18 protein-coding genes are annotated in these 18,618 nt (G+C 69.5%); 6 read left to right on the plus strand and 12 right to left on the minus strand.

Translation table 11 applies throughout. The annotated features are described in order from the left end of the window. Positions 1 to 168: 168 nt before the first annotated feature. Positions 169 to 945, minus strand: coding sequence for an ion transporter (locus BLV57_RS33215; protein WP_091295894.1), 777 nt, complete (start codon positions 943 to 945; stop codon positions 169 to 171). Positions 946 to 1,033: 88 nt separating this feature from the next. Here BLV57_RS33215 and BLV57_RS33220 point away from each other — a divergent pair, with 88 nt between their 5' ends. From BLV57_RS33220 to BLV57_RS33230, 3 genes are read left to right on the plus strand one after another with little or no spacing between them, the layout of a single operon-like run. Then, entirely contained in the window at positions 1,034 to 1,948 is a 915-nt protein-coding gene (locus tag BLV57_RS33220) for an ABC transporter ATP-binding protein (protein ID WP_091295897.1), read from the plus strand. Next, positions 1,945 to 2,976, plus strand: a complete 1,032-nt coding sequence (locus BLV57_RS33225) for an alpha/beta hydrolase (RefSeq protein WP_091295898.1) — start codon at positions 1,945 to 1,947, stop codon at positions 2,974 to 2,976. Before BLV57_RS33220 ends, BLV57_RS33225 begins: the two co-directional genes overlap by 4 nt. After that, positions 2,973 to 3,734, plus strand: coding sequence for an ABC transporter permease (locus BLV57_RS33230; protein WP_091295900.1), 762 nt, complete (start codon positions 2,973 to 2,975; stop codon positions 3,732 to 3,734). The genes BLV57_RS33225 and BLV57_RS33230 overlap by 4 nt, the downstream gene beginning before the upstream one ends. On the opposite strand, the gene BLV57_RS33235 is transcribed toward BLV57_RS33230, so the two are convergent. The 3 genes from BLV57_RS33235 to BLV57_RS33245 are packed head-to-tail and all read right to left on the minus strand — an operon-like array spanning position 3,731 to position 6,680. Further along, on the minus strand, positions 3,731 to 4,381 hold the full coding sequence (locus tag BLV57_RS33235; protein WP_091295902.1) for a response regulator: 651 nt from the start codon (positions 4,379 to 4,381) through the stop codon (positions 3,731 to 3,733). The two genes, BLV57_RS33230 and BLV57_RS33235, sit on opposite strands and share 4 nt — an antisense overlap. Next, positions 4,359 to 5,909: a sensor histidine kinase gene (locus BLV57_RS33240; RefSeq protein WP_245757619.1), complete on the minus strand. Its 1,551-nt coding sequence runs from the start codon at positions 5,907 to 5,909 to the stop codon at positions 4,359 to 4,361. The genes BLV57_RS33235 and BLV57_RS33240 overlap by 23 nt, the downstream gene beginning before the upstream one ends. A 54-nt stretch (positions 5,910 to 5,963) precedes the next feature. Continuing rightward, a complete protein-coding gene (locus BLV57_RS33245; RefSeq protein ID WP_091295905.1) occupies positions 5,964 to 6,680 on the minus strand; it encodes a dienelactone hydrolase family protein in 717 nt (238 codons plus the stop codon). A gap of 30 nt (positions 6,681 to 6,710) precedes the next feature. Here BLV57_RS33245 and BLV57_RS33250 point away from each other — a divergent pair, with 30 nt between their 5' ends. Further along, positions 6,711 to 6,920 (plus strand): hypothetical protein, encoded by a 210-nt coding sequence (locus BLV57_RS33250; protein ID WP_091295908.1) that lies wholly within the window; start codon positions 6,711 to 6,713, stop codon positions 6,918 to 6,920. Further along, entirely contained in the window at positions 6,917 to 7,582 is a 666-nt protein-coding gene (locus BLV57_RS33255; protein WP_091295911.1) for a hypothetical protein, read from the plus strand. Before BLV57_RS33250 ends, BLV57_RS33255 begins: the two co-directional genes overlap by 4 nt. Here BLV57_RS33255 and BLV57_RS33260 read toward each other — a convergent pair. From BLV57_RS33260 to hutH, 7 genes are all read right to left on the minus strand, one after another. Beyond that, on the minus strand, positions 7,569 to 7,790 hold the full coding sequence (locus BLV57_RS33260) for a hypothetical protein (protein ID WP_091295914.1): 222 nt from the start codon (positions 7,788 to 7,790) through the stop codon (positions 7,569 to 7,571). The two genes, BLV57_RS33255 and BLV57_RS33260, sit on opposite strands and share 14 nt — an antisense overlap. After that, entirely contained in the window at positions 7,787 to 8,914 is a 1,128-nt protein-coding gene (locus tag BLV57_RS33265; RefSeq protein ID WP_091295917.1) for an inorganic phosphate transporter, read from the minus strand. The genes BLV57_RS33260 and BLV57_RS33265 overlap by 4 nt, the downstream gene beginning before the upstream one ends. Before the next feature lie 86 nt (positions 8,915 to 9,000). Then, positions 9,001 to 10,146 carry an imidazolonepropionase gene (hutI, locus tag BLV57_RS33270; RefSeq protein WP_091295919.1) on the minus strand — a complete coding sequence of 382 codons (1,146 nt, stop codon included), beginning with the start codon at positions 10,144 to 10,146 and terminating at the stop codon, positions 9,001 to 9,003. Continuing rightward, positions 10,131 to 11,429, minus strand: a complete 1,299-nt coding sequence (locus BLV57_RS33275; RefSeq protein WP_091295922.1) for a formimidoylglutamate deiminase — start codon at positions 11,427 to 11,429, stop codon at positions 10,131 to 10,133. Before BLV57_RS33275 ends, hutI begins: the two co-directional genes overlap by 16 nt. Next, positions 11,426 to 12,625, minus strand: a complete 1,200-nt coding sequence (locus BLV57_RS33280) for an allantoate amidohydrolase (protein WP_091295925.1) — start codon at positions 12,623 to 12,625, stop codon at positions 11,426 to 11,428. Before BLV57_RS33280 ends, BLV57_RS33275 begins: the two co-directional genes overlap by 4 nt. After that, positions 12,622 to 14,283 (minus strand): urocanate hydratase, encoded by a 1,662-nt coding sequence (gene hutU, locus BLV57_RS33285; protein WP_091295927.1) that lies wholly within the window; start codon positions 14,281 to 14,283, stop codon positions 12,622 to 12,624. Before hutU ends, BLV57_RS33280 begins: the two co-directional genes overlap by 4 nt. Positions 14,284 to 14,346: 63 nt before the next feature. Then, positions 14,347 to 15,867, minus strand: coding sequence for a histidine ammonia-lyase (hutH, locus tag BLV57_RS33290; protein ID WP_091295929.1), 1,521 nt, complete (start codon positions 15,865 to 15,867; stop codon positions 14,347 to 14,349). A 183-nt stretch (positions 15,868 to 16,050) separates the two neighbouring features. Between hutH and BLV57_RS33295 the strand changes: the two genes are divergently transcribed. Then, complete coding sequence (locus BLV57_RS33295) at positions 16,051 to 16,833, plus strand: IclR family transcriptional regulator (RefSeq protein ID WP_091295932.1); 783 nt, start codon at positions 16,051 to 16,053, stop codon at positions 16,831 to 16,833. A gap of 310 nt (positions 16,834 to 17,143) precedes the next feature. Here BLV57_RS33295 and BLV57_RS33305 read toward each other — a convergent pair whose 3' ends face one another. Then, positions 17,144 to 18,430, minus strand: a complete 1,287-nt coding sequence (locus BLV57_RS33305; RefSeq protein WP_091295936.1) for a PucR family transcriptional regulator — start codon at positions 18,428 to 18,430, stop codon at positions 17,144 to 17,146. Between the last annotated feature and the right edge of the window lie 188 nt (positions 18,431 to 18,618).

Raw genomic sequence — 18,618 nt, forward strand, 5'->3', positions numbered from 1 at the left:
AAAACTTCGCCCAGGGCGCTGAGGATTGGTTGCGACCGGCGACGGAGGGTGGGTGCCGTACACGGATGGACGGCACCCGTGCACAGCTGGACGACACGCGTGCACGAATGGACGACGCGCGTACATGGATGGACGACACGCCGATCAGCGCGGGGCGGGAGCGCGAGGTTAGGGGGTGAGGTACTGGGGGCGGGTGGGGAGGGCGGCGGCGCGGTCGGGGTCTTCGGTTTCGTTGAGGCCTAGCTGGACGGCGAGGCGGATCTGCTCGCGGTTCTCACGCACGACGTGCGCGAAGAAGTCGTCGATGCGGGGGTCGGTGAGGACCTCGAGGGTGACGCGCATGACCGTGTCGATCACCGAGCCGACGATCTCGTCGTGGAAGGGCAGTTTGGCCAACCGCCCCGCCTGCCGGTCGTTCTTCAGCTTCTCCGCGACGATCGTGCGCAGCAGCGCGTGGTTGTCGCCGAGCGACCTGGCCAGGTTCTGCGGGTAGTTGCCGGTTTCGACGACCTTGACGACCTCGTCGAGCACCGCGATGGTGATCGGCTTCTTGATCGCGAGCACGATCGGCCTGGACAGCCGCTCCACGAGCCGCTGGGTGAACAGCTCGCCGAACGCGCGGTCGGCCGTGCGCGCGAGCCGCACCAGCACCACGATGATCCGCAGCAGCCGGAAGCCGCGCAGCGCCGGGTGCGCGATCGGGATCATGCCGAGTACCTCGTACCAGTTGCGCAGCGGGAAGCCCTTTTCCCAGCCCCGCTCGCGCCAGCGCCACAGGAATTCGAGCGCGAAGATCCCGCACACCGACGTGTCGATGACGAAGATGGTGTGCGCGGTCCGGTCCGTATGCGGGAAGAACGTCACGTACACGAGCAGGCCGACCGAGAAGACGGCCAGTATGAGCATCGCCAGGTCGACCGGGCTCACCCGGCGCTCGGTGGTCATGACGCAGGGTAACCCTGACGAAAGTAAGGGTCCGCACCTGCCCGAAGTCCGCTGCCCCGTGACCCGCCTCCGAAGAACACTGAGCCGCATGATCACAGTGAGCGGCTTGACGAAACGTTATGGGGAGAAGACCGTCGTCGACGGCTTGGGTTTCCTGGTGGAGCCCGGAAAGGTCACCGGCTTCCTCGGGCCGAACGGCGCCGGCAAGTCGACGACCATGCGGATGGTGGTCGGGCTGGACGAGCCGACCGCGGGGCACGCGCTCGTCGGCGGCAAGCGGTACGCCGAGCTCGCGTATCCGCTGCGTGAGGTCGGCGCGCTGCTCGACGCCAAGGCACTGCACCCGGGCCGCAGCGCGGGCAAGCACCTGCTGGCGATGGCGCGCAGCAACGGGATCCCGGCGAGCCGGGTCGAGGAAGTGCTGGCGACCGTCGGGCTGAGCGACGTCGCGGGCAAGCGGGCCGGGCAGTTCTCACTCGGGATGGGCCAGCGCCTGGGAGTCGCCGGCGCGTTGCTGGGTGATCCGCAGGTGCTGATGTTCGACGAGCCGGTGAACGGGCTCGACCCGGACGGGGTGCGCTGGATGCGCCAGCTGATGCGATCACTGGCCGCGGAGGGGCGGACGGTGTTCGTGTCGAGCCACCTGATGAGCGAAATGCAGCTCACCGCCGATCGGCTCGTCGTGATCGGCAAGGGGAAGCTCCTGTCCGACGCGCCGATCGACGAGTTCATCGCGGCCAACTCGCGCAGCGTCGTCTCGGTGCGGCTGACGCGGCGCGACGACGTGGACACGCTGGCCGGGCGCCTGCGCGCCGACCGGATCCGCTTCGAACCGGGCAGTGAGAACGAGCTGCTGGCGCACGAGACCTCCGTCAAATACCTGGGGGATCTGGCGTACGACCTCGGCCTGCGGCTGCACGGGCTCGCCGAGCGCACGGCCTCGCTGGAGCAGGCCTACATGGAATTGACCGCGAGTTCGGTGGAGTACGGAGCGGCGGCATGAAGATCTTCGCGCTCGTCGCCGCTTTGCTGCTGACGCTGGCCGCACCGGCCTCGGCGGCCCCGCTTTCGCTGCTGAAGCCGGCCGGGCATTACCCGATCGGGCTGCGGACCATGGCGCTGACGGATCCCGCCCGCGCCGATCACTGGCATCCCGAAGAGCGGCGCACGCTCATGGTTTCCCTGTGGTACCCGGCGATCCCGGTCGGCGAACCCGGCCGCTACATGACGCTCGCCGAGTCCGCGGCGACCGTCAAGCCATACGGGCTGCCGGACGACACGCTGTACCGCCTGCGCACGCATTCACGGGCGGACGCGCCCGCGCTGCCGTCCGCCAAAGGCAAGGGCTGGCCGTTGGTCGTGCTCTCGCCGGGCGCTGGCAACAGCCGGACCACGCTGACCACTCTCGCCGAGCAGCTGGCTTCACAAGGCTTCGTAGTCGCGGCGATCGACCACGCTTACGAAGCGTTCAACGTCGAGTTCCCGGGTGGACGGATGCTGACCTGCGTCCCCTGCACAGCAGAGGGAACGCCGTGGCCTGCCGGGATCGAAAGCCGGGCGGGTGACGTGTCGTTCGTGCTGGATTCCTTGCTGGGGCAACGTTCCCCGCGCCTCGACGGCTCTCGGATCGGCATGGCGGGACACTCCGCGGGCGGCGCGGCGGCGGCACTCGCGATGGCGGCGGACCGGCGGATCAAAGCCGTCGCCGACCTCGACGGGCCGTTCTACCGCCCGACCGCGCTCGACCGGCCGTTCGCGTTGTTCACCAGCCCGGTCGGTGAGCAGGAGTTCGGCGCGGGCTGGGACGAGAACTGGCCACGGCTCACCGGCTGGAAGGACCGCCGGTTCCTGCCGGAGACCGGGCACTCGTCGTCGACGGACACCGGCTACCTGATCGCCGCGACCGGGCTGAAGGACAAGGTGCCCGCGACCACGTGGAGCAGGCTGTACGGCTCGATCGACCCGGCCGCGGGGCTGAAGTTCTTCCGCGCCGAACTGACCGATTTCTTCGAAGACAAGGTGGGGGCATGACCAAGCCGGGTGACGCGATCGCGTCGGAATGGACGAAGTTCTGGTCGGTGCGGGCGACCTGGTGGTCGCTGGCAGCGGCGGCGGTACTGATGGCCGCGTACAGCGTGATGGGCGGCTGGGCCATCGCGCGGGCCGGTGAGACGGGCTCGGTGCGTTCGATCGCGATCAACGGGGCGTTCTACATGGCGCAGTTCCCGGTGATCGCGGTCGCGACCCTGTTCGTGACCAGCGAGTACGCCAGCGGCAGCATCCGGTCTTCGCTGTTGTGGGTACCGGTACGCAATCGTTTGCTTCTCGCCAAGTCCGCCGTGCTGCTGCCGGTGCTGTCCGTGCTGGGCGCGGCGCTCGCCGGGCTGGCCATGGTCGTCGGCGGCTTCGTGGCGGGCGACCACGCGAGCAGGATTCCGGCGGGCGAGGTGGTGCTGACGATCGCCGGGATGGCGGCGTACTTCGCGCTGCTCGGGCTGCTGTGCCTGGGTATCGGCACGGCGTTGCGGTCCACGGCAGGCGCGATCGTCTCCGTGATCGTGCTCCTGCTGATGGTGCCGATGCTCGTCGGGGCGCTGGGCGCGGACGCGCTGATCGACTACTTCCCCGGCTTCGCGGGAATCAACGGGATGCTGCCCAAGGGTGAGCTGAACCCGGTCTTCCACACGCCGACGGTCTACGCGCCTTGGATCGGCATGCTGTCTTGCGCGGCCTGGAGCGTGGGTGCGCTTGCGGCGGGCAGTGTGCTTCTTCGTAAGCGCGACGCTTAACCGACCAGACCTGCTTCATAAGCCACGATGGCCGCCTGGACCCGATTCTTCGCGTCCAGGCGGCCTAAAATACTGCTTACGTAAGCCTTGACAGTGCCTTCGACAACGAAGAGCTTGGCCGCGATGTCCGCATTGGACAGTCCGGAGCCCAGCAACGCCAGCACTTCCTGCTCGCGCGGCGTCAGCGAAGCGACCTGCGCACGGGCCGCGGCTCCCCGGCTCAAGCGTCCGCCCGACAGCTGCGCGATGACCCGTTGCGCGATCTTCGGCGAGAGGAAGGCCGCACCGTCGGCCACCGCGCGGATACCCGCGAGCAGCTCGCGCGGATCACCGGACTTGAGCAGAAACCCTGACGCGCCAACCGAAAGCGCGCGCTCGATGTAGGCGTCCTCGCCGAACGTGGTCAGCATGATCACCCCCGTCCCGGGACGGACCCGGCGGATCTCCTCGGCCGCGGCCAAGCCGTCCAGCTTGGGCATCTGGATGTCGAGCAGCGCGACGTCGGGCCGGGTGCGCAGCACCTCGTCGACGGCCGCGCGCCCGTCCGAGACCTCCGCGACCACTTCGACCCGCTCGTCACTCCCCAAGATGGCCGCGACGCCCGCTCGGATCAACGGTTCGTCGTCAGCCAGGACCAAGCGAATCACTGCGCTCCTTCAGTACGTCTTTGGACACGAGCTTGCCACCGGTGAAACACAGCCGATACGCCTCGTACGTCGCGGTGAACAGGCTGCGGCCGTTGCCGTAGTACACGCACTCCGCGCCCGCCGGAACCGGCGGCTGGCCGCTGTACGGCCGCGCCAAGCGTTGCCTGCCGGGGAACAACGGGTCGATCTCCGCGCGTGGCTGGCCGATCCGGAACGAGTCGTAGGCCGTCGGTTCCAGTTCCGAGCCATACCAGCCGTACAGGAACGCGATCCCGCTGACCGCGCCGACGCCCAGGAACAGCGACGCGGGCACCAGTACCGCCTGCAGCAGGCTGCGCCGCACCTCACGGCGAGCGCGTTCGAGGCCGAGCACGGCATCGGAAACCTCGACCGGGCCCGGCGAACCGGCATGCGGCAACGTCGCTTCGACCACGAAACCGCCGTTCGTGGGCTCGGCACGGAAGGTGCCACCGACGACGCGCACACGCTCTCGCAGCCCGACCAGCCCGTGACGGCCCGAGGCCGCGCCCGGCAGCGGCCCGGCGGGCGCTGGCGCGTTGACCACCGACACCGTCGTCTCATTCGGCCCGCCAACCACCGTGACCACGGCAGCAGCACCGGGCGCGTGCTTCGCGACGTTGGTCAGCGCCTCCTGCACCACGCGATACGCCGCACGCTCGACCATCGCGGGCGCGCCGCTCAGATCGTCCACAGTGGACGTGATGGCCAAGCCGGACGCCACCGAACGCTCGACCAGCTCGGGGATGCTCTCGTGCGCGGCGGGCACCTCACTCTCCCGCAGCACCCCGATGATCTGGCCCAGCTTGTCCATCGCGGTCGCCGCGCTCTCGCGCAGCTCACCCGCCGCCCGGCTCTGCGCCTCCCCCAGCCCGCCCGCGACCTCGAGCGCGGCGGCACGCACGGCGATCAGCGAAAGCTCGTGCCCCAGCGAATCGTGCATGTCACCGGCGATCCGCGCCCGCTCACGCAGCCTGGCCTGGTCCGCGACCAGGCGCTGACGGCTCTCGATCTCCTCCGCGCGCTCCCACCCGCTGCGCGCCATCTCGTCGCGCAGCCGCACATAACGGCCCAGCTGCCAGGGGAACAGCGCCGCGAACCCGATGACGCTCAGCATCATCGCCCAGCCGTCGAGCCCCCGCGTACCGGCCGCGTACGCGACCGGTACACAAAGGACGCACACGACCACGAAGATCACCAGCGCCGGTTTCGCCGTGCGCATCCGCCGCCCGGCGAAGTAGGCCATCGCGACCATGACGAACACCGGCCAGATCGGCACCCGGCCGCCGTGGTCGACCACCATCGCGACCCCGGACGAGGTGGCCGCCGCCAGCGAGACCACCGGATATCGCCTGGTCGTGGCCACCGCGGTGGTGATCGTCACGATGCCGAAGACGAACTCCCACGGCGAGGTGCCGTGCACGCTGTCGACGAAGAGCAGCCAGCTCAGCGCGAGCCAGAGCAGCGCGTCGAGCACCAGCCCGCCCCGTCGTTTCCACCAGTCACGCACGGTCCCGACGCTACAAGCTCAGGTCTCGCGCCGCCCTGGACGAAAGTAAGGACTTCACGTCGTGGCCTTGACGAACGCCAGCACCTGCGGCCACGAGACCGCGTACGCCGCCGCGTTGACGGGATTCGCGTGCCTGCTGCGGTTGCTGAACCCGTGCTCGGCGTCCGGATAGACCTGCGCGATGGTCGCGCCTGTCGCACGGGACTCCAAGGCGTCGCGGAGCCGGACGTAGACGGACCGCGGCACCAGCTCGTCGGCCGTCGGGTACAGCACCATCGCGGGCGCGGCGATCGACGGAACCTCGGCGACGGTGTCGAGCACGTGGTGCGGCGGAAGTTCCGGGTAGACGGTCGGGTGGTACGCGACGACGTTCGACACCCGCTCATCGCGAGCGCCGAGCAGCAGCGCGAACCGGCCGCCGAGGCACCAGCCGATCACCCCGGCGCGAGTGCAGCCCAGCTCGCCGAAGAGATGGTCGAGCAGGGCACGCTGCTCACTCAGGCACTGCTCGTCGTCCTGCGTGCCGAGCAGGTCGAACAGCTCGGGCATGGGCGTGTCGTCAGCGCTCTTGCCGTGCCAGGTGTCCCACACCAGCGCGGTCACGCCTTGCTCGGCCAGTTCGTCCGCCCAGTCACGCAGCTGCTGCCCGATACCCGTGATCATCGGCAGCAGAAGCATCCCCGAGGCCGACCCACCGGCCGGCCTGGCGAGATAAGCGCTGAGGTCTCCGACACGGACAGTAGCCTTCTCAACGGCCTTATCAACGGTCATGTCGCCGAACTTAAGGCATGATGATCGACCATGGCGGCACGTCCTCTGGCCGAGCAACTCGGCGGCGCGGTACCCGCGGGCATCGAAGCACTCGAGCCCGCCGAACGCGACGATCTCGCCCAAGCACTGCACGACGCCAGGAAACGGCAGTCCAGAGCACTCGCGAAGGCGGGCGAAGAGGGCCTCAAGTACGTGCCGGCGCTGCTGCGCGGCGCGGTGCGCAAAGTGGTCGGGCTATGAGCGAGGCCGAGGTCCTCAAGCTCGCCAGGCTGCTCGGCGACGCACCGGGCCGGTTCGCGTACCTCAACGACGTCAACCCCGATGACCTGCGGAAATTCCGCGAGCAGGTCACCGATGTGCTGTTCGACGCCGACCTGCACGTCCTCCAGCGCATGGCGATGGCCACCCGGGTCATCCCGGCGCCGGTGCTCGCGAAGATCGGCGAGAAGGTGTTCGGCCCGCTGCTCTGCGCGCGGATCGCGGGGCTGGTCGACGTCTCGCGCGGTGTCGACGTCGCGAAGCGGCTGACGCCGAAGTTCCTCGCGGACGTCGCCGTCGAGCTGGACCCGCGGCGGGCCAGCCGGATCATCGCCGACATCCCGCCCGCGACCGTGGCCAAGGTCGCGGCCGAACTCGTCGGGCGCGAGGACTGGATCACGGTCGGCCGGTTCGTCGGACATCTGCCCGATGGCACTGTCAAGGCTTGCCTAGCCGTCATAGACGACCCAGCGCTCCTGGAGATCGCCTACGTCATCGACGACAAGAGCCGTATCGACCACGTCGTCGGTCTCTTGCCGCCCGCGCGGCTGGAAGGCCTCGCCGAGAACGCCGACGAGGCTCTGCTTGAGAACCTCGTAGAGCACCTCAGCGAGGCCAACCTGGCCAAGCTCACACGACGATGAGATAGATCCCGTAGAGCACGATCGCCGCGCAGACGGCGAAACACGCCACCGAGGCGGTCAGCGCGACCGTCCCGGAGCCGCCCTCGGCTCGCGCGTCCGCGTGGCTCGAAAGCCCGCGGACGCCGAACGAGAACAGCGTGGTCACCACCAGCACGGTGCCCAGCGCGATCGCGAAGACCTCGAACAGCCCGGCCCAGTTGATCGTCATGCCACACCTGCCGGGATCGGCTCGGGCTGCTGCTCACCGACGCTCGCCGGGTCGACCGGGTTGCGCTTGGACGCCAGGTAGATGCCGATCGCGATGGCCACGCCCGCGAGACCGACCAGCAGCGTTCCCCAGTCGCCCTTGGTGGCGACGGAGGCCGCGATCGCGCCGACGATCGCCGCGGCGGGGAGCGTCAGCAGCCAGGCCAGCACCATCCGCCCGGCCACGCCCCAGCGGACCTCGGCGAGCCTGCGCCCGACGCCCGAGCCGATGATGCTGCCCGAGCAGACGTGCGTGGTCGACAGCGCGAAGCCGAAATGCGAGGACGCGAGGATCACCGCGGCGGCACTCGCATCCGAAGCGAACCCCTGCGGTGTATGGATTTCGGTCAGTTTGCGGCCCATTGTCTGGATGATCCGCCAGCCACCGAAGTAGGTGCCGAGCGCGATGGCGACACCGGCGCTGAGGATCACCCACAGCGGCGGGCCCGACCCCGCGGCCAGCGAGCCGGACGAGATCAGTGTCAGCGTGATGATGCCCATCGTCTTCTGCGCGTCGTTCGTGCCGTGCGCGAGCGAGACCAGCGAGGCCGACATGACCTGGCCGCCCTTGAACGTCTTGCCGACGACGTCCTTCCTGGCGCGCTGCGTGATCCGGTAGACCACGAACGTCCCCACGGTCGCGATCACCCCGGCGACGATCGGCGAGGCGACCGCCGGGATCAGCACCTTCTCGACGACCTTGGCGAAGTGCACGGCGTCGGCGCCGGAGGCGATGAAGGTCGCGCCGATGAGCCCGCCGAACAGCGCGTGCGACGAACTCGAGGGCAGGCCGACCAGCCAGGTCAGCAGGTTCCAGATGATGGCGCCCACCAGTCCCGCGAAGATCACCGCGGGAGTGATCTTCGCTTCGTCGACTATCCCGCCGGAGATCGTCTTCGCGACCTCCACCGAAAGGAAGGCGCCGACGAGGTTGAGGACCGCGCACAGCGCGACCGCGACCTTGGGTCTGAGAGCCCCGGTGGCGATGGAGGTGGCCATCGCGTTCGCCGTGTCGTGGAAGCCGTTGGTGAAGTCGAATGCCAATGCCGTGGCGATGACCACGATGACGATCAGCGAATAGTCCACAGTGTTCCAGGCTACCGATCGGGTGACCTTGGCCCGATAGCGTCAGGGTGTCGGCTTGCTGAACACGAGATGAATTCGCTTACGGCTCAACGAATCCGTTGCCCGAGCCGCCAGACATTCTTTGTCAAAGGTACCCCCGGGCGGTAAGCCAGATGAGTGACCGAAGGCGCTTCCAAAACCTGGAAGTCGGCACGCGCGCCGACGCTGAGCACGCCGACGTCCTCGCGGCGCAAGGCTTCCGCGCCGCCCGCGGTGGCTGACCATACGGCCTCGTCGATGGTCATGCGCATCTGCAAAACGGCCGTAGCCACACAAAACGCCATCGAGGTCGTGTACGAACTGCCCGGGTTCGCGTTGCTAGCCAACGCCACGGTCGCCCCGGCGTCGAGCAGCCTGCGTGCGGGAGCAAGCGGTTGCCTGGTCGACAAATCACAGGCGGGCAACAAGGTCGCGACTGTTTCCGAAGCCGCCAAGGCTTCGACATCGTTATCTGTCAAATAAGTGCAATGGTCGACACTGGCCGCGCCGAATTCGACGGCGAGCCGGACACCGGGACCCTCGCCGAGCTGATTCCCATGCACTCGCAAACCGAGCCCGCGTTCCTGAGCGGCCTTGAGCACCCGCGCGGTCTGCGCTTCGTCGAACGCGCCGGTCTCGCAGAACACGTCCGCCCAGCGGACCTGGCCGGCGACCGCGTCGAGCATGTCGCCGCAGACGAGATCCACATAGGATTCCGCGTCCGCGCCGGGCGGCACCAGGTGCGCGCCGAGGAAGGTCACCTCGTCGGCGACCTCGGCGGCGATCCGCGCCGAGCGGGCCTCGTCTTCGACGTTCAGGCCGTACCCGGTCTTGGTCTCCAGACACGTGGTGCCTTGATAAGCGGCCTCGTCGACATGACGGCGCAGATTCGCGGCCAGTTCCTCGTCGGACGCGGCGCGCGTGGCGCCGACGGTGACGGCGATCCCGCCCGCCGTGTACGGCTTCCCGGCCATCCTGGCCTCGAACTCGGCGGTGCGGTCACCGGCGAAGACGAGGTGCGTGTGGCTGTCGACCCATCCGGGCAGCACCGCGCGGCCTTCGACGTCGACGCGCTCGTCGGCCGCGGGCGCGTCGGCGGCCGCTCCCGCCCAGACGACCCGGTCACCCGAAAACACCAATGCGGCATTCGTCAGTTTCCCCAGCTCGGGGTCATTGGTGGTGAGCTCGCCGATCCCGGTTACGAGTGTTGCCACAGTGCGTCGATCTCCTTCGCCAGCACGGATTCCGGTGCTTCGACCGTGAGGTGCACGCGGTCGCGGACGACCCAGCGGCCTCGGGCGAGCACGTCGCGCACATCCGCCCCAGACGCCGCGTAGACCGTACCCGAAGGTTCGGTGCCCACGGTCCTGATCGAGTCGAGATCGATATTGACCAGATCGGCGCCGTGGCCCGCGGCGAGCGCGCCGACCTCGTCCCAGCCGATGGCCGCGTGGTCGGTCGCGGCCGCCATCAGCTCGTCGACGCTGAACCGTCCGCGTGACTCACTGGCCAGGCGTTCGTTCAGCTCCAGCGCCCTTGTCTCCTCGAAAGCGTCGACGACGGCGTTGCTGTCGCTGCCCAGGCAGAGCCCGACCCCGGCGTCGAGCAGCGCACGCGCCGGGCCGATGCCGTCGCCGAGATCCCGCTCGGTCGTCGGGCAGAAACACGCGCGGGCCCGCGCGGCGCCGAGCTGGCGGATGTCGCTTTCGGTGAGGTGCGTGGCGTGCACGGCGGTGAGCCGTTCGCCGAGCGCGCCGTGCTCCGCGAGCAGGCCGGTCGGGGTGAGGCCGTACGCCGCGAGGCACTGCTCGTTCTCGGCGCGCTGCTCGGACAGGTGCACGTGAAGTGGCCTGTCCTGCTTGCGTACCAAGGAGATCTGGTCGGCGGGGACCGCGCGGACCGAGTGAATGGCCGCGCCGACACGGAAGCCGTCGGTCTCCTCGAGCGCGCCGGCCCGCTCGGCCCAGCGCTCGGCGGAGCCGTCAGAGAAGCGCCGCTGGACCTCATCGGGGGCGACGCCGATGCCGCCCGCGAGGTAACAGGTGTCGAGCAGGGTCAACCGGATCCCGGCGTCGGCGGCGGCGCGTTCGAGCGCGGCGCCCATCGCGTTCGGGTTGGCGTACGGTGTGCCGCCTGGCGCGTGGTGCAGGTAGTGGAACTCGCCGACGCTGGTGTACCCGGCGAGCACCATCTCCGCGTAGACGCCGCGCGCGAGCCGGTAGTACGCGTCGGGGTCGAGCCTGGCGGCGAGCGAATACATCCGCTCGCGCCACGTCCAGAACGTCCCGCGCTCGTGGTGCGTGCGGCCGCGCAGCGCCCGGTGGAAGGCATGGGAATGGCCGTTCGCCATGCCCGGCACGGTCAGCCCGGTGAGGATGTGACCCTCGCGCGGCTGGCCGGGCAGCACGGAGTCGAACCGGTCGCCCTCGACCTTGATCAGGACCTCACTCGCGACCCCGTCCGGGAGCCACGCGTACTCACACCACAGTGTCGTCATGTCGACATGTGCTCCAAAACGGTCGCCAGCGCCCGCGCGCCGTGGTCGACGTCTTCGGCTTCGGCGAACTCCTCGGGCGCGTGGCTCACGCCGGTCGGGTTGCGCACGTACAGCATTCCGGCGGGCACGAACCCGGCGAGGATCCCGGCGTCGTGCCCGGCGCCGGTGGGCAGCTCCGGCGCGCCGCCGAGCCACTTCCCGAGGTCGTCGCGCAGCTTCGCGTCGAAGGTCACCGTGTCCGAATAGGACTCTTCGGCGATCTCGACCAGGCAGCCCTCCTCGGCGGCGGCTTCCTTCGCCAGCGCGCTGAGTTCGGCCACCAGCGCACGCGTCCGGTCACCGCCGGGCACCCGCGCGTCGAGCCAGAGGTCCACAGTGGACGCGATGACGTTCGTGCCGCCGGGTGTCGGCACGAGACGGCCGACCGTGGCGCGCCCGTCGCCGGTCGCCTTCGCGACGCGGCGGGCCGCGCCGACCACGGCGGCGGCGGGCAGCATCGGATCGTGGCGGTCGCCGATCAGCGTCGCACCCGCGTGGTTTCCCTGTCCGGAGAAGGAAAACCGCCAGCGGCCGTGCGCGATGACCGTGTCGCCGACGGCCACCGGCGAGCCGAGGTCGATGAGACCGCGACCCTGTTCGACATGCAGTTCGAGGAACCGGCCGATGCGGCCGAGCGCCTCGGGGTCGGCGCCGAACCGCTCGGGATCGTGTCCGGCCTTGGCCGAAGCCTCGGCGAACGTGATGCCGTCGGGATCCTTCAGCGCCCGCGCCTTGTCGGCGTCGATCGTCCCGGTGAGCAGGCGCGAACCGAGACACGGGACGCCGAAACGTCCGCCCTCTTCTTCGGCGAACACGACGACCGCGAACGGCTTGCCCGGCCGGAAACCCTTGGCCTGCAAGATCTCCACCGCGTCGAGCGCGCTGACCACGCCGAGCGGGCCGTCGAAGGCGCCGCCGCCGGGTACCGAGTCGAGATGGCTGCCGGTGACGACCGCGTCCGGGCCCGGGGTGCCCCACCAGGCCCATATATTGCCGTTGCGGTCGGTCTCGACGTCGAGCGAAAGGCGCTGCGCACGCTCGACGAACCAGGTGCGCAGCTCTCCCTCGGCCTGATCGAAAGCGTGGCGGGAGTACCCGCCGCGCTTGCGATCGCGGCCGACGTCGGCGATTTCGCCCAGCAGCGAAGTCGCGGTCACTCGGTGCCCTTCATCGGGATCTTCACGCCGCGCTCGTCGGCGACATCGGAAGCCCGGTCGTAGCCCGCGTCCACGTGGCGGATGACGCCCATGCCCGGGTCGTTGGTGAGCACGCGCTCCAGTTTCTGCGCGGCGAGCGCGGTGCCGTCGGCGACACTGACCTGGCCCGCGTGGATGGAGCGGCCCATGCCGACCCCGCCGCCGTGGTGGATGGACACCCAGCTGGCGCCGGAGGAGGTGTTGACCAGCGCGTTCAGCAGCGGCCAGTCGGCGATGGCGTCGGAGCCGTCGGCCATGCCCTCGGTCTCGCGGTACGGCGACGCGACGCTGCCGGAGTCGAGGTGGTCGCGGCCGATGACGACCGGGGCCTTGAGCTCGCCGCTGGCGACCATCTCGTTGAACCGCAGGCCCGCGAGGTGACGCTCGCCGTAGCCGAGCCAGCAGATGCGCGACGGAAGTCCTTGGAAGGCAACGCGTTCCCCGGCTAGGCGGATCCAGCGGGCGAGGGATTCGTTCTCGGGGAACAGTTCCAGCATCGCGCGGTCGGTGGCCGCGATGTCCTCGGGGTCACCGGACAGCGCCGCCCAGCGGAACGGGCCGTTGCCCTCGCAGAACAGCGGGCGGATGTAGGCGGGCACGAAGCCGGGGAAGTCGAACGCGCGCTCACAGCCGCCGAGCTTCGCCTCGCCGCGGATCGAGTTGCCGTAGTCGAAGACCTCGGCGCCCTTGTCGAGGAAGCCGAGCATGGCGTCGACGTGGTCGGCCATCGACTCGCGCGAGCGGTCGGTGAACTCGTCGGGCTTCTTGGCGGCGTAGTCGTGCCAGTCGTCGACGCTGATGCCCTTGGGGAGATAGGAAAGCGGGTCGTGCGCGGAGGTCTGGTCGGTGACGATGTCGACCTCGACACCCCGGCGCAGCAGCTCCGGCAGGATCTCGGCGGCGTTGCCGACGACACCGACGGACAGAGCGCGCTTTTCCTTCTTGGCCGACTCGACGCGGCGGATCGCGTCGTCCAAGTCGTCGGCCACCTCGTCGAGGTACCGGGTCTCGACGCGGCGGTGCGCGCGATGCGGGTCGACCTCGATGCAGAGCGCGACACCGTCATTCATGGTGACGGCGAGCGGCTGGGCGCCGCCCATACCGCCGAGGCCGGCGGTGACGGTCAGGGTGCCTTTGAGGCTGCCGCCGAAGCGCTTCTTCGCGACAGCGGCGAAAGTCTCGTACGTACCCTGCAGAATGCCTTGCGTGCCAATGTAAATCCAGGAGCCCGCGGTCATCTGGCCGTACATGGTCAGGCCCTGCTGCTCCAGCCTGCGGAACTCGGGCCAGGTGGCCCAGTCGCCGACGAGGTTGGAGTTCGCGATGAGCACACGGGGCGCCCACTCGTGCGTGCGGAACACGCCGACCGGCTTGCCGGACTGGACCAGCAGCGTCTCGTCGGCTTCCAGCGAGGTCAGCTCGCGGGTGATGGCGTCGAAGCTGGCCCAGTTGCGGGCGGCCTTGCCGGTGCCGCCGTAGACGACCAGGTCGTCGGGGCGCTCGGCGACCTCGGGGTCGAGGTTGTTGTGGAACATCCGCAGCGCGGCTTCGGTCTGCCAGTTCTTGGCGGTCAGCTGCGTGCCTCGGGCGGCGCGGACCGGGCGGGCGGTGCTGGTCATGTTTCCTCCAGATGAGCGGGATTTAGCGGGCTTTATCCCGGCGCTTTTCCGGGATAAAGCCCGCTAAATCCCAGCGGCGTCGAGCACGGCGCCGGAACGGACGAGTTCTTCGGCGGCGGCGATCTCCGGCGCCAGGTGACGGTCGGGCCCGGGGCCTTCGACCTTGGTACGCAGCAGATCCCGGACCCGGCCGGTGACCGGCGACGGCTCCAGCGGCGCGCGCAGGTCGAGCGCGCGGGCGGCGGTGAGCAGCTCGATGGCGAGCACGGTGGTCAGCCCGTCGACGGCCTTGCGCAGCTTGCGCGCGCTCGACCAGCCCATCGAGACGTGGTCCTCCTGCATGGCGCTGCTCGGGATCGAGTCGACCGACGCGGGCACCGCGAGCCGCTTGAGCTCGCTGACCACGGCGGCCTGGGTGTACTGCGCGATCATGTGCCCCGAGTCGACGCCGGGGTCGGCCGCGAGGAACGGCGGCAGGCCGTGCGAGCGCGTCTTGTCGAGCATCCGGTCGGTGCGGCGCTCGGCGATGCTGGCGACGTCCGCGAGCGGGATCGCCAGGAAGTCGAGCACGTAGGCGACCGGCGCGCCGTGGAAGTTGCCGTTCGACTCGACCCGGCCGTCTTCCAGCACGACCGGATTGTCCACAGCGGACGCCAGCTCGCGGCTCGCGACGAGCTCGGCGTGCGTGAGGCTGTCGCGGGCGCCGCCGTGGACCTGGGGGCTGCACCGCAGCGAGTAGGCGTCCTGGACGCGGTTGCAGTCGGGGCCGCGGTGGCTCTCGACGATCTTGGAACCCTGGAGCGCCGCGAACATCCGCGCGGCGCTCTCGGCCTGCCCGGGGTGCGGGCGCAGCGCCTGCAGGTCGGCGGCGAACGCGCGGTCCGTGCCGAGCAGCGCCTCGACGCTCATGGCGGCGGTGATGTCGGCGATGTCGAGGAGCTTGCGCAGATCGGCGGCGGCGAGCAGCAGCATGCCGAGCATGCCGTCGGTGCCGTTGGTGAGCGCGAGGCCCTCCTTCTCGGCGAGCACGACCGGCTCGATGTCCGCGTGCTCGAGCGCGTCGGCGGCGTTGACGATGTCGCCGTTGTACTCGACCTCGCCCTCCCCCATCAGCGCGAGCGCGACGGCGGCGAGCGGCGCGAGGTCACCGGAGCAGCCGAGCGAGCCGTACTCGTGCACGATCGGGGTGATCCCGGCGTTGAGCAGCGCGGCGAGCGTGTTCGCGGTACCCGGCCGCACGCCGGTGAACCCGCTGGCGAGCGTGCGGAGCCTGAGCAGCATGAGGGCGCGGACGACCTCGGTCTCGACGGGCGCGCCCGCACCGGCGGCGTGCGAGCGGATGAGGCTGCGCTGCAGCGCCGTCCGGCTCTCGCGGGGGATGTGCCGGGTGGCGAGCGCGCCGAACCCGGTGCTGACGCCGTACGTGGGCGTGACGGCATGCGCGAGGTCTTCGATGTGCTGGCGTTTCTCGGCGAGCCTGGCTTCGGCGGCCCCGGTCAGCCCGACCGGCGCGTACTCCCGCGCGACCGCGACCACCTGCTCGGCGCTGAGCGGCTCCGACCCCAGTAACACTTTTTCCGGCATGCCCCTATTGGACAACCCCGCCCACCCGGGTGAACATCACCCGAAGGCGTCTTCCGTCTGGTATCCCAGACGAAGGCTCGCGATACCCCGAAAGTGGCTTTCGTCAGGTGCGATCTGACAAAAGTGGCTTTCGGGGTATGGCATCTGACGAAAGTGGCTTTCGGGCTAACGGGAGGTGAGCGCGTGGGCAGGAGCAGCGATGTGCCCGCACTGAGGCATGGGCTGGCGATACTCCGGGTGCTCGCCAGCAGGCCCGGGCCGGTGAGCGCGGCGACCATCGCCAGGGAGCTGGAACTCCCGCGCTCCACGACCTATCACCTGCTCGCCGAACTCACCGAAGCCGGGTTCGTGGCGCACCTGCCCGCGGAACGCCGGTACGGCCTCGGCATCGCGTCGTTCGAACTCGGCTCGGCCTACCTCAGGCATGATCCGCTCGAACGGCTCGCCGGGCCGTTGCTGCGCAAGCTGGTCGACAAGGTCGGGCACACCGCGCACCTGGGTGTGTTGCACGGCAACGAATCCCTGTACCTCATCAAGGAACGGCCCGTGAAACCCGAGACGCTGGTGACCGAGGTCGGCGTGCGGCTGCCCGCGCAGCTGACCGCGTCCGGCCGCGCGATACTCAGGCATCTCGAAGCGCCGCACGTGCGCGCGCTTTTCCCATCCGCAAGCGCTTTCGTGTTGCGGACCCAAAGAGGCCCCAAGAGTCTCGCCGAACTCCGCCGGACGCTGACCGCCGAGCGCAGGCTCGGCTGGGCGGTGGAGGACGGCAATGTCACCGAGGGGTTCGCTTCGGTGGCCTGCCCCGTTTTCGATCACGGCGGACGGCCGCTGGCGGCCATCAGCGTCACCCTCCGGCATCACTGTGCTACCGAAGGGTGCGCTGAAACGTGGCCTGATCTCGCGGGGGAGGTCGGGAAGACGGCGCAGGAGCTGACGCGCCGGATCGGGGGTCAGCCGGCGTGAGCCGCGCGGCGGCCCTCTGCGGCCTCGAGGCCCAGCATGGCGAGCAATTCCGCGCACTCGATCGCATCCGAGGCGTGTCCTGCCACGGTGCGGGCCGCGCGGCCGTTCTGCACTGACATGTGTGCGTGTTCTTCGGCGCGGATTCCCGCGAGAAGACCCTGCTCTTCCGTCGGGGAGGAATGCCTAGCCCAGGTCATCTAGCACCTTCTTCCGGCCCGCGACACTGATCGCGGCGGGCCATGGTCGGGACCTCAGCATGACACTCGACCACCCGAATGTCCTAACGTCGTGCCAAAGCGAGATCAAACGATTAGCCCAACTCAGCGAGCAGGACGGACTTTCCCAGCCATCTGCAGGCGCTCAGCGCGACCTCGACGTTGAGCCGGTCGTCGCGGATCGACCAGCCGAGGACCTCTTCGGCCTTGCGTAGCCGGTACTGCACGGAATTCTTGTGAATTCCCAGCTGGACGGCCGCAGCGGCGTAGCTCCCGCCACACGATAGGAAGGCGTGCACGGTCTCTCGGAGGCGCGCGTGCGGCTCGTCGTCGAGCGCCAGATCACCGAGCACGTCCTGGACCCAGTGACGGGTCGCTTCCAGGTCTGAACACATCAGCGCGACCGGCCCGACGTCACCGAAAGCGGTGAACGACGGCGCGGGTGCGCGGCCCGCGACGGCTACTGCCTGTGCCTGAATGGCTTGCTGGTGTGACCGCCGGAACCCGCGTACCCCGCCGCCGGGCGCGCCGACGGCGACCCGCACCGGGGTCTCGCCGAGGTCGGCCGCCGCGGCCATCGTGTCGGTGTCCCAGCCCGCGCGCTGGCCGAGTGGCAGCCAGACCCACGCGCTCAGTTCGTCCCAGGGCACGAACAGCGGGCGGATGAGGCAGCCGAGCCGCTCGCCGAGCGTGCGCACCACGCGTTCCAGTGTCGGCAAAAGACTTTCGCCCGCGGTGTCGCGGTCGCCCCACAGGACCAGCCCGAGATGCTGCTGCCGGAGCCGGTAGCCGAGCACGTTCTCGGTCGCGTCCAGATCGAGGTTGCGGCCCTCGACCAGATCCCGCACCCTGGCCGCGCGGACCGCGCCCTGGTTCAGCGCCCAGCGGTCGCGCTCGTCCTCGTATTCCGCGACGACCCGCTGCGTCGCGCGGTCGATGTACGCGGACGTGACGCCCACAAGTTCTTGCGCCGCAGCGGAAACAACCGTTCCCTCGCCGCTCTGGTGCTTGAGTTCCTCGAGGCACCAGCGCAGGAAACTGTCCTGTCCCAGGCGATAGCACCGCACGAGCGCGTCGACCGGGATGCCGCGCTGGGCCAATCGCCGCGCGTAGTCGACGGCCGCTGCGGGGGTCTCCGCGCGCGTGACATCGGTGCGATGTCCCAGCACGTAAAGCAAAGTGGCCACGTTGGCCTCGACGCTCGCGGACAGCGCCTGCAGCAATCGCTCATCGCCGCCGAGGTACTCGATCTCGGCGGACAGCCTGCCGCGCAGATCCTCGGCGATGGATGGCAGGTTCGCGCTCATCGCGGAGGCGATCGCGGTCACCGTCTCCGCAACCTCCGCCGATTCGTCGGCGGCTTCGTTGCGAATAACGCGCACAGGCTCACCGTACGCCGCTCCGCCGCACCAAGTAAGGTTCGTCACGCTCACCGCGGCCCCCGCTTCACCTGCACCAACGACACGGATAATCACACCGCGTCGCCAATCACACTCCCACTGTGACAGTCGGGTTCCACTGTGCGCACAGCACGGCTTTGCCGAAAATCTTGGTCCCCGCGACCAAAAAC

Origin of the sequence: Amycolatopsis xylanica, from assembly GCF_900107045.1 — a bacterium.
Classification (GTDB): Bacteria; Actinomycetota; Actinomycetes; order Mycobacteriales; family Pseudonocardiaceae; genus Amycolatopsis; species Amycolatopsis xylanica.

Bases quoted from the DNA above. Each gene is read 5' to 3' on its own strand.
- BLV57_RS33245 (WP_091295905.1), bottom strand. From the start codon at position 6,680: ATGACCGTTGATAAGGCCGTTGAGAAGGCTACTGTCCGTGTCGGAGAC.
- hutU (WP_091295927.1), bottom strand. From the start codon at position 14,283: ATGACCAGCACCGCCCGCCCGGTCCGCGCCGCCCGAGGCACGCAGCTG.
- BLV57_RS33215 (WP_091295894.1), bottom strand. From the start codon at position 945: ATGACCACCGAGCGCCGGGTGAGCCCGGTCGACCTGGCGATGCTCATA.
- BLV57_RS33275 (WP_091295922.1), bottom strand. From the start codon at position 11,429: ATGACGACACTGTGGTGTGAGTACGCGTGGCTCCCGGACGGGGTCGCG.
- BLV57_RS33255 (WP_091295911.1), top strand. From the start codon at position 6,917: ATGAGCGAGGCCGAGGTCCTCAAGCTCGCCAGGCTGCTCGGCGACGCA.
- hutH (WP_091295929.1), bottom strand. From the start codon at position 15,867: ATGCCGGAAAAAGTGTTACTGGGGTCGGAGCCGCTCAGCGCCGAGCAG.
- BLV57_RS33250 (WP_091295908.1), top strand. From the start codon at position 6,711: ATGGCGGCACGTCCTCTGGCCGAGCAACTCGGCGGCGCGGTACCCGCG.
- BLV57_RS33225 (WP_091295898.1), top strand. From the start codon at position 1,945: ATGAAGATCTTCGCGCTCGTCGCCGCTTTGCTGCTGACGCTGGCCGCA.
- BLV57_RS33260 (WP_091295914.1), bottom strand. From the start codon at position 7,790: ATGACGATCAACTGGGCCGGGCTGTTCGAGGTCTTCGCGATCGCGCTG.
- BLV57_RS33230 (WP_091295900.1), top strand. From the start codon at position 2,973: ATGACCAAGCCGGGTGACGCGATCGCGTCGGAATGGACGAAGTTCTGG.
- BLV57_RS33220 (WP_091295897.1), top strand. From the start codon at position 1,034: ATGATCACAGTGAGCGGCTTGACGAAACGTTATGGGGAGAAGACCGTC.